This window comes from Mycobacterium sp., assembly GCF_049281135.1.
Taxonomy (GTDB): domain Bacteria; phylum Actinomycetota; class Actinomycetes; order Mycobacteriales; family Mycobacteriaceae; genus Mycobacterium.
In genome coordinates, this window is sequence record NZ_JBAPRN010000393.1 from 1 (window position 1) to 9,730 (window position 9,730).

10 protein-coding genes and 3 pseudogenes are annotated in these 9,730 nt (G+C 65.3%); 11 read left to right on the top strand and 2 right to left on the bottom strand.

The genetic code is table 11. The features are described from left to right. From sufC to zwf, 6 genes and pseudogenes are all read left to right on the top strand, one after another. Positions 1–158, top strand: a pseudogene (gene sufC, locus WAN02_RS15695) (Fe-S cluster assembly ATPase SufC); the annotation flags it as partial. Position 159: 1 nt separating this feature from the next. Next, entirely contained in the window at positions 160–1,422 is a 1,263-nt protein-coding gene (locus tag WAN02_RS15700) for a cysteine desulfurase (RefSeq protein WP_422265127.1), read from the top strand. A gap of 5 nt (positions 1,423–1,427) precedes the next feature. Further along, a pseudogene (gene sufU, locus WAN02_RS15705) lies at positions 1,428–1,908 on the top strand (Fe-S cluster assembly sulfur transfer protein SufU); the annotation flags it as partial. Then, entirely contained in the window at positions 1,886–2,233 is a 348-nt protein-coding gene (locus tag WAN02_RS15710) for a metal-sulfur cluster assembly factor (protein ID WP_163774947.1), read from the top strand. The pseudogene sufU and the gene WAN02_RS15710, both read left to right, overlap by 23 nt. A 105-nt stretch (positions 2,234–2,338) precedes the next feature. After that, positions 2,339–2,554 (top strand): hypothetical protein, encoded by a 216-nt coding sequence (locus WAN02_RS15715; protein WP_422265129.1) that lies wholly within the window; start codon positions 2,339–2,341, stop codon positions 2,552–2,554. A gap of 91 nt (positions 2,555–2,645) precedes the next feature. Continuing rightward, entirely contained in the window at positions 2,646–4,115 is a 1,470-nt protein-coding gene (zwf, locus tag WAN02_RS15720; RefSeq protein WP_422265130.1) for a glucose-6-phosphate dehydrogenase, read from the top strand. A gap of 151 nt (positions 4,116–4,266) precedes the next feature. Here the strand turns inward: zwf and WAN02_RS15725 are convergent, their stop codons facing one another. Next, the gene (locus WAN02_RS15725; protein ID WP_422265131.1) at positions 4,267–5,037 is read right to left on the bottom strand and encodes a DUF5666 domain-containing protein; all 771 of its coding nucleotides are present in this window, start codon (positions 5,035–5,037) and stop codon (positions 4,267–4,269) included. Between the two features lie 153 nt (positions 5,038–5,190). On the opposite strand from WAN02_RS15725, the gene WAN02_RS15730 reads away from it, so the two are divergent. The 5 genes and pseudogenes from WAN02_RS15730 to WAN02_RS15750 all read left to right on the top strand — a co-directional run bounded on the left by WAN02_RS15730 (position 5,191) and on the right by WAN02_RS15750 (position 9,208). Beyond that, complete coding sequence (locus WAN02_RS15730; RefSeq protein ID WP_422265132.1) at positions 5,191–6,003, top strand: MBL fold metallo-hydrolase; 813 nt, start codon at positions 5,191–5,193, stop codon at positions 6,001–6,003. A 40-nt stretch (positions 6,004–6,043) separates the two neighbouring features. Further along, positions 6,044–6,406, top strand: coding sequence for a thioredoxin (gene trxA, locus WAN02_RS15735; RefSeq protein WP_422265133.1), 363 nt, complete (start codon positions 6,044–6,046; stop codon positions 6,404–6,406). Positions 6,407–6,423: 17 nt separating this feature from the next. Continuing rightward, positions 6,424–7,251: pseudogene (locus tag WAN02_RS15740) on the top strand (enoyl-CoA hydratase); the annotation flags it as partial. A gap of 24 nt (positions 7,252–7,275) precedes the next feature. Then, positions 7,276–8,904, top strand: a complete 1,629-nt coding sequence (locus WAN02_RS15745) for an ABC-F family ATP-binding cassette domain-containing protein (protein ID WP_422265134.1) — start codon at positions 7,276–7,278, stop codon at positions 8,902–8,904. A 109-nt stretch (positions 8,905–9,013) separates the two neighbouring features. After that, positions 9,014–9,208: a helix-turn-helix domain-containing protein gene (locus tag WAN02_RS15750; protein ID WP_422265135.1), complete on the top strand. Its 195-nt coding sequence runs from the start codon at positions 9,014–9,016 to the stop codon at positions 9,206–9,208. Positions 9,209–9,213: 5 nt separating this feature from the next. Here the strand turns inward: WAN02_RS15750 and WAN02_RS15755 are convergent. Continuing rightward, positions 9,214–9,730: TetR/AcrR family transcriptional regulator (locus tag WAN02_RS15755; protein WP_422265136.1), on the bottom strand; the 517-nt coding region annotated here is incomplete at its 5' end.

Here is a 9,730-nt window from a genome sequence, read left to right on the forward strand (position 1 = left end):
TCACCCACTACACCCGGATCCTGCGCTACATCCACCCGCAGTTCGTGCACGTTTTCGTCGGCGGCCGGATCATCGAATCGGGCGGCCCGGAGCTGGCCGACGAGCTCGAAGAAAACGGCTACGAGCGCTTCACCCATTCGGCCGCCTCAGGAGCGTGACATGACGGTCTCGGCCACTCGTCCCGCGGTGCTGGATCTCGCGGCGATCCGGGCCGACTTCCCGATCCTGGCTCGCGTGATGCGGGGCGGAAACCAGTTGGCGTACTTGGATTCCGGGGCGACGTCACAACGTCCGCTGCAAGTCCTCGACGCCGAACGCGAATTCCTCACCACCTCTTATGGCTCGGTGCACCGCGGCGCGCACCAGTTGATGGAGGAGTCGACCGACGCTTACGAGCAGGGCCGAGCCGACATCGCCGCGTTCATCGGTGCCGATTCCGATGAGCTGGTGTTCACCAAGAACGCCACCGAATCGCTCAACCTGGTGTCGTATGTGCTGGGGGACAACCGCTTCGACCGTGCCGTCGGGCCGGGCGACGTCATCGTCACCACCGAGCTCGAGCACCACGCCAACCTGGTCCCGTGGCAGGAACTGGCCCGGCGTACCGGCGCCGCGCTGCGCTGGTACGGGGTGACCGACGACGGACGCATCGATCTGGATTCACTGCAACTCGACGAGAACGTCAAAGTCGTTGCGTTCAGCCATCACTCGAACGTCACCGGCGCAGTGGGCCCGGTCGCCGAGATGGTCAAGCGGGCGAAGACCGTCGGCGCCTTGACGGTGCTGGATGCCTGCCAGTCGGTGCCGCACCAGCCGATCGACTTCCACGCCCTCGACGTCGACTTCGCCGCGTTCTCCGGACACAAGATGCTGGGCCCCAACGGAATCGGTGTGCTCTACGGCCGCCGGGAGCTGCTCAAGACGCTGCCGCCGTTTCTCACCGGCGGATCGATGATCGAGACGGTCAGCATGGAGGCCACCACCTATGCCGCGCCGCCGCAGCGGTTCGAGGCCGGCACACCGATGACGTCGCAGGTTGTCGGGCTGGCCGCGGCGTCGCGCTACCTGAGCGGCATTGGCATGGCCACCGTCGAAGCCCATGAGCGCGAGCTGGTGGCCGCTGCGATCGAGGGACTGTCCGGTATCGACGCGGTCCGGATAATCGGGCCGACTGTGCTGGAAAACCGTGGCTCGCCGGTGTCTTTCGTCGTCGACGGCGTGCACGCGCACGATGTCGGTCAGGTTCTCGACGACGACGGGGTCGCGGTGCGGGTCGGACACCACTGCGCGCTGCCTTTGCACCGCCGGTTCGATGTCGCGGCCACCGCGCGTGCATCGTTCGCGATCTACAACACCCTCGACGAGGTCGACCGGCTGGTCGCCGGGGTGCGCCGCGCCATCGATTTCTTCGGCAGGGCGTGAGCGTCATGCGTCTCGAGCAGATGTATCAGGAAGTGATCCTGGATCACTACAAACATCCACAGCACCGCGGCCTGCGCGAGCCGTTCGCCGCGGAGGTCTATCACAAGAACCCGGTCTGCGGCGACGACGTGACCCTGCGGGTGACGCTGTCTGACGACGGCGAGACTGTCACCGACGTGTCGTATGACGGTCAGGGCTGTTCGATCAGCCAAGCCGCCACCTCGGTGCTGACCGAGCAGGTGATCGGTCAAAGCGTCGGGCAGGCGCTGAAGACGGTCACCGCGTTCGCCGAGATGGTGTCGTCCCGCGGAAATATCGCCGGTGACGAGGACGTGCTGGGCGACGGTGTCGCGTTCGCCGGCGTCGCAAAGTATCCGGCCCGGGTGAAATGCGCGCTGTTGGGCTGGATGGCGTTTAAGGATGCGCTGGCGCAAGCGAGTGGCGACTTGGAGGAGGTCAAAGGATGAGCGAAATTGCGGCGCCGGACAACGAGCTGCTTGGCGACATCGAGGAGGCGATGCGCGATGTCGTCGACCCCGAACTCGGCATCAACGTCGTTGACCTGGGCCTGGTCTACGGTGTCAACCTCGAGGAAGCGGAGGAGGGCACCGTCGCGCTGATCGATATGACGCTGACGTCGCCGGCCTGCCCGCTGACCGACGTCATCGAAGACCAGTCGCGCAACGCGCTGATCGGCGCGGGTCTGGTCGATGAGCTCCGGATCAACTGGGTGTGGAATCCGCCGTGGGGCCCGGACAAGATCACCGACGACGGCCGCGACCAATTGCGCGCGTTGGGCTTCACTGTCTGAGCTGCTGTAAACGTCCTGTTAAAGACCCTGTCTTTGTCGGATAAAAGTCGCGCGAGCGCGCCATTGGCCGCAAAATCATGAGACCGGACTGAAAGGATTCGCCCTGTGACGAAGAAACTGATGATGGTTGCGGCCTGCGCGGCCACCATGCTGCTGGGCAGCGGCGTTGCCCAGGCGGACCCGGCGCCGGCGCCTGAGCCGAACGGGCCGAAGTGTTGGGTAACGAACGATGATGGGCATCAGCAATTGACGCCGTGCGGTTGGGCGTATACGGACGAGAAGGGCTGGTATCAGGTTCCTTGGGGTTTCCAGGCCATGTGACTCGTCCCACGGGCTGAACCTGCGCGCAGATTTCTCTGCGCTCAGTGTTCACCTGTGCAGGATGTGAATACGACCGGCCTTAGTTACGATCATGAACGTGACGGATGCTGCGGTAGGAGCTAAGCAAAACAAAAGCGGCGCGGAGCCTCATGTCGTCGTAATGTTCGGCGCCACAGGCGACTTGGCACGTCGAAAGCTTTTGCCAGGCCTGCTTCACCTGTCGTGTTCGAAGCTTGCTCCGGAGATGCGGGTCATTGGAACGTCACTCGACGAACTGGACAGCAAGACGTTCCGCGAAGAAGTAGCGCACAAAGCGTGCAAGGAGTTCGCCCATCACGCCGATTCCGACGAACTCTTCGAGCAATTCATCGCCAATTTGACCTTTGTTCCCCAGCAGCAAGGCCCGGAGGCTCTGGCGAGCGCGGTGGCCGAGCAGGTTGAGGCACTCGGCGGCGAGGCTCGCTTGCTGCACTACCTGAGCGTGCCGCCGAAGGCGGTGATGGCCGTGATGGACACGCTGCACAAGGCGGACTTGGCGGCGAACTCCCGGGTCATCATGGAGAAGCCGTTCGGTGTCGATCTGGCCAGCGCGCGGGAGCTCAACAAGGCGATCCACGAGCGGTTCGACGAAGAACAGATCTTCCGGATCGACCACTTCCTGGGCAAGGAAGCCGCCCAGAACATCCTCGCCTTCCGATTCGCCAACGGACTGTTCGAGCCGATCTGGAACCGGCAGTTCATCGATCACATCCAGATCGATGTTCCCGAGCGGCTCACTGTCGAGGGCCGCGCCCAGTTCTACGAAGCCGTGGGTGCGTTCAAGGACATGGTGGTCACCCACCTGTTCCAGATTCTGGCCTTCGTCGCGATGGAGCCACCCACCGAGCTTGCGTCGGCGGCGATCAGCGACGAAAAGAACAAGGTCTTCCGGTCGATGCGTCCACTTGACCCGCACAACGTGGTGCGCGGGCAGTACCGCGGCTACCGCGGCGAACACGGCGTCGCTCCGGAATCGGACACCGAGACCTTCGTCGCGCTCAAATGCGAGATCGACAACTGGCGCTGGGCGGGTGTCCCGTTCTTTCTGCGCACCGGCAAGGGCCTGGCCGAAGGGCAGCGCATCATCTCGATCGCGTTCCACGAGCCGCCGCGGAGCATGTTCCCGCCCGGATCCGGTGTGGGACAGAAGGGTCCGGATCACCTGACGTTCGATCTCGCCGACGTGTCCAAGATGTCGCTGTCGTTCTACGGTAAGCGGCCCGGCCCGGGGATGAAACTGGACAAGCTCAGCTTGCAATTCACCATGGAGGACACCGCCCACGCCGGCGATGTCCTCGAGGCCTACGAGCGTCTGATTCTCGACGCGATGCGCGGTGACCGGACGCTGTACAACACCGCGGAAGGCATTGAGCGGCTGTGGGAGATCTCGGCCCCGCTGCTGGAGGAGCCGCCACCCGCACACAGCTACGACCTCGATTCCTGGGGGCCCAACGCGGTCCATCCGCTGATCGCGCCGCGCGCGTGGCGCCTGCCCTTCGAGCGTGGCTGGCGCGGCAAGTAGTAACAGCGCTGCGATTTGGCGGCCTCGTCGCGGTCATACTGACCTGATGTGCTGTTCGGCGGCCGCCCAGCGCACCGCCTGTTCGATCACAGCCAAAACGGTTGTGCGGCAAAGCCTCTGGCTGCCCCGATCGTAATGACGCGGCGGTCGGCTAGTGCCGGTGGTGCTTGCCGCCCAACTGGGGGCAGCTGCCGTTGTCGGACTGTTGAACGGAGATGGTTGTCGCTTGCAGTGTGCCACCGCCGTCGGTGGTGCCGTGCGCCGCGATGCACTTGCCCTGAGCGATCGCCTGCGCGTCAGTGGTCGATTGCTTGGTGTATTTGGTGGTGTCGGTGACAGTCACACTGGTTTGCGACGAATTGCCGCCTGAGTCAGCATTATTCAGGGTGATCGTGTTGCCTGCCACGGATGCGACCTGTCCACCTATTTGGTGATGCGCGGCGGATGCTCCCGGCGGCGTGCTGGTCGTCCCACCCGCCGGGTGGTTGGGCTGCGGGCACTTACCGTCGACCGCGGTGCTGACGCGCACCGAGCGCGCGATGATCGCGCCATCCGCTGTCGAGGCGCCGTGGCGATCTGGATGCACGCTGAGACAGCTGCCAGTGCTGATGTCGGTCAATTGGGCCGGGGTGATCTCGGAGACCGCGGTCGACGGCGTGAAGTCGATGGTGGCCGACCCGGATCGCTGGCTGACCTGAATCGTGTTGCCCGACACCGAGTCAATCAGCCCGTTCACCCAGTCCTTGCCCTTGGCCGACGCCGATGGCGACGAGGACGAAGAGGGAGCGGGGCTGGTCGAATTCGCCGAAGTGGGCTTGGCATTGTTGGACGCACCACACGCGGCGACGGACAGCGCGGTGGCGCCGGTGACTGCGAGCAGCGCGACGCGGGACAGTCGCGTGGTCGAGAAAGTGGCAGGCATCGGGGTCCTTTCGATCGTCGGCCGCAATCAGCAGAGCGGCTCTGGCAACGATCTTCACGATCGGCGGCGCCGCTGAGCGCAGGCTGGTGCCCGATTAAGAGCGCGCTGTGTATGCGTGCTTGTGCTGCGGCGCCAGCGAATTAGAGTTGGCCCATGTTTTGGCTGTGCAGAACATGCGGTGTCGAGCACAGCGCTGCATCGGGTGTGTGCGCGATTTGCGCCGATGAACGGCAATGGGTCCCACGCGATGGTCAACTCTGGGCGACGCTGGACCAACTCATCGGCGAAGGAATGCGGTCGGTTGTCTGGGACATCGAAGATGCTCTGGTGGCGATCGGCAGTGCCCCCGCACTGGGAATCGGGCAGCTGGGAAAGCTGGTGTGCTCCGATGCCGGAAACGTGTTGTGGGATCCGTCCGGCTTCGTCGACGACGACGCGGTGGCCGCGGTGGCCGACCGCGGCCCAGTGATCGCGGTCGTCGCCAGCCACCCGCACATGTTCGGCGCACAAGTCGAATGGAGCCGCCGGCTGGGCCGGGTCCCGGTATACGTCAACGCCGCCGACGCCGACTGGGTGATGCGCCCTGACCCGGTGATTCAGTTGTGGTCGGACACGCTGGCGCTGACGCCCTCGCTGACGATCGTCCGCGTCGGCGGGCATTTCCCGGGCAGTTCGGTGGCCTGCTGGACCGACGGCGCCGAGGGCCGCGGAGTGCTGCTGACCGGGGACACCATCTTCCCCAACCCGGACCGCCGCACCGTCGGTTTCCTGCGCAGCTATCCCAACCGCCTTCCGCTGTCGGCCGCGGTGGTGCAGCGCATGGCTGCCACGCTGGCCCCGCTGCACTTCGACCGGATCTACGGCCTCTTCACCAATGCCATCGACACCGACGGCCACGCAGTGGTCCAGCGATCGGCGGAGCGGCACGCCGCATGGGTCCGCGGTGATTACGACCACCTGACCTGAACCTGGGAACACTCCCGCAGTTCGCTGCGTTGAGCAGGTCGTGACTACCCAAGACCTCACTGCCGCGCAGTTCAACGAAACGATCAACGGCAACGACATCGTGCTCGTCGACTTCTGGGCTTCATGGTGTGGACCGTGCCGCCAGTTCGCGCCAACCTTCTCCGCCTCGGCAGACAAACACCCCGACGTGGTGCACGCCAAGGTGGACACCGAAGCCGAGCAGGAGCTCGCCGCGGCCGCTCAGATCCGATCCATCCCGACGCTGATGGCCTTCAAGAAGGGCAAGCTGGTCTTCAACCAGGCCGGCGCGCTGCCGCCGGCAGCGCTGGAAGATCTGGTTCAGCAGATCAAGGACTTCGACGTGGACGCGGCGATGGCCGCCCCTCAGGACGAGCAGTCGTGAGCTGAACCCGCACGCGGGCGGGTTACCGTTCAACGGTGAGCATGGTCCTCGTCGAGCATCCGCGGCCGCACGTCGCGTTGGTCACCCTCAATCGGCCCGAGCGAATGAACTCCATGGCGTTCGACGTCATGGTGCCGCTGAAAGAGATTCTGGAGAACCTCACCTACGACAACTCGGTACGGGTCGTCGTGCTGACCGGAGCCGGCAAGGGCTTCTCGTCGGGTGCCGACCACAAATCGGCCGGCAGCGTTCCGCACGTTCAAGATCTCACCCGGCCCACCTACGCGCTGCGCTCGATGCAGATCCTCGACGACGTCATCCTCGCCCTACGGCGGCTGCACCAGCCGGTGATCGCCGCGGTCAACGGCGCGGCGATCGGAGGCGGACTGTGCCTGGCGCTCGCCGCCGACATCCGGGTCGCGTCGCACGGGGCGTACTTCCGGGCCGCGGGGATCAACAACGGGCTGACCGCCAGTGAGCTGGGCTTGAGCTATTTGCTGCCGCGGGCCATCGGGTCGTCGCGGGCTTTCGAGATCATGCTGACCGGTCGCGACATCGACGCCGAGGAGGCCGAACGGATCGGGCTGGTGTCCCGCCAGGTCCCCGACGACCAACTGTTGGAGACCTGCTACGAGATGGCCGAGCGGATCGCCGCGTTCTCGCGGCCGGGCGTCGAGTTGACCAAGCGCACACTATGGAGTGGACTGGACGCCGCTAGCCTGGAAGGGCACATGCAGGCCGAAGGCCTGGGACAGCTCTTCGTTCGCCTGCTCACCGGCAACTTCGAAGAAGCGGTTGCCGCGCGCGCCGAGAAGCGCCCGCCGGTGTTCACCGACGACAAGTAATAAACCCGCGCAAGGAGAGTGACCGTGATCACTGCTACGGACCTCGAGGTCCGCGCAGGAGCGCGCACGTTGCTCTATGCCGATGGCGCGGCGCTGCGGATACAGCCGGGGGACCGGATCGGGCTCGTCGGTCGCAACGGCGCCGGCAAGACGACGACGCTGCGTATCCTCGCCGGCGAGGGGGAACCGTACGCGGGCACCGTGGCACGCACCGGCGAGATCGGTTATCTTCCGCAGGATCCCAAAGAGGGTGACCTCGACGTCCTTGCGCGCGACCGGGTGCTCTCCGCACGCGGACTGGATACTCTGCTCACCGATCTGGAAAAGCAGCAGGCCTTGATGGCGGAGGTCGCTGACGATGCCGCCCGTGATCGTGCGATCCGCCGCTACGGCCAACTCGAGGAGCGCTTCGCCGCGCTCGGCGGCTACGGCGCCGAAAGCGAGGCAGGCCGGATCTGCGCGAGTCTCGGATTGCCCGACCGCGTGCTGACCCAGCAGTTGCGCACGCTGTCCGGCGGCCAGCGCCGTCGAGTGGAGTTGGCCCGGATCCTGTTTGCCGCATCGGACACCGGTGCCGGATCGGCGACCACATTGTTGCTCGACGAGCCGACCAACCACCTCGACGCCGATTCGGTCGGCTGGCTCAGGGATTTCCTGCGCAACCACACCGGTGGGTTAGTGGTCATCAGCCACAACGTCGACCTGCTGGCTGACGTGGTCAACCGGGTCTGGTTCCTGGATGCGGTGCGTGGCGAAGCCGACGTCTACAACATGAGCTGGCAGAAGTACCTCGACGCCCGCGCCACCGACGAGCAGCGCCGCCGCCGCGAACGTGCCAATGCCGAACGCAAGGCGACCGCGCTGCGCGCCCAAGCGGCAAAGCTCGGCGCCAAAGCCACCAAAGCCGTTGCAGCACAGAATATGCTGCGCCGCGCCGACCGGATGATGGCCGCACTCGACGAAGAGCGGGTGGCCGACAAGGTGGCCCGGATCAAATTCCCCAGCCCCTCGTCGTGCGGACGGACGCCGTTGACAGCCACGGGGCTGACGAAGAATTACGGCTCGCTGGAGATTTTCACCGGCGTGGATCTGGCGATCGATCGAGGCTCTCGGGTGGTCGTGCTCGGGCTCAACGGCGCGGGCAAGACGACGCTGCTGCGGTTACTGGCCGGCGTCGAACAACCCGATGCCGGGTCGATGGAAGCCGGACATGGTTTGAAAATCGGCTATTTCGCGCAGGAGCACGACACCCTCGACGACGCCGCGACGGTGTGGGAGAACATTCGCCACGCCGCGCCGGATTCCGGCGAGCAAGAGCTGCGGGGTCTGCTCGGTGCATTCATGTTCAGCGGCAGCCAGCTCGACCAGCCGGCCGGGACGTTGTCCGGTGGGGAGAAGACCCGGCTGGCGCTCGCCGGCCTGGTGGCTTCGACTGCCAATGTGCTGCTGCTTGATGAACCGACGAACAACCTCGACCCGGCCTCGCGTGAACAGGTGCTCGATGCTTTGCGCAGCTACGCCGGAGCGGTTGTGCTGGTCACGCACGACCCGGGTGCCGCCGAAGCGCTCGACCCGCAGCGCGTCGTGCTGCTGCCGGACGGAACCGAGGACCATTGGTCCGAGGACTACCGGGACCTCATCGAGTTGGCTTGACCGCTTGGACCCCTAGGTGTAACAGGCGATTTCGTCAAAGCGGCCCGCCAGCCGACCCGGCTTCCTAATCTGTGTGCTTTGGGGATCCTGTTCAACCGGGGAGGGGCCGATGAGGAAGTCGAAAAAACCGCGCGATCAAGTTCTGCGCGAATTGCGCCATGCCTACGAGGGCGGAGCCAGCATCCGTACTCTGGTCGCGTCGACCGGCAGGTCGTACGGATCGATCCACAGCATGCTGCGCGAATCCGGAACCACGATGCGCAGCCGTGGCGGACCGAACCACCGCACTCGAGTCAGCAGCTAGCCCCTCTAACTCTGCCGCACCGAGCCCTCGACCAGATCGAGGACGGCGGTGAGCAACTGAGTGTCCTCCCCGGAAGCGACCTTGGCCACCAGCCCGTCGAGTACCAGGTCCAGGTAGCACTGCAACACATCGCTGGGAATATCGTCACGCACCCGCCCCGCCGATTTCTGCCGACGCAGCCGCTCGATCGTCGCCGCCGCCAACTCCGCTGACCGATCAGTCCATTCCTGGTGGAACTCCGGGTCGTGGCGTAGCTTGCGGGCAATCTCCAATCGTGTGGCAAGCCAGTCGAACTGCTCGGGCGCCGCCAGCATGTCACGCATCACCTGGACCAGACCCTCGCGCGAGGCGACATCGGCCATCCGCTCGGCATCCTCGTGGGCCAGCTCGAAGAACAGGGTGTCCTTGTCGCGGAAGTGGTGGAATATCGCCCCCCGCGACAAGCCGATCGCCTGCTCCAGGCGTCGCACGGTCGCCCCGTCGTAGCCGAACTCGGCAAAGCAGCGGCGGGCGCCGTCAAGG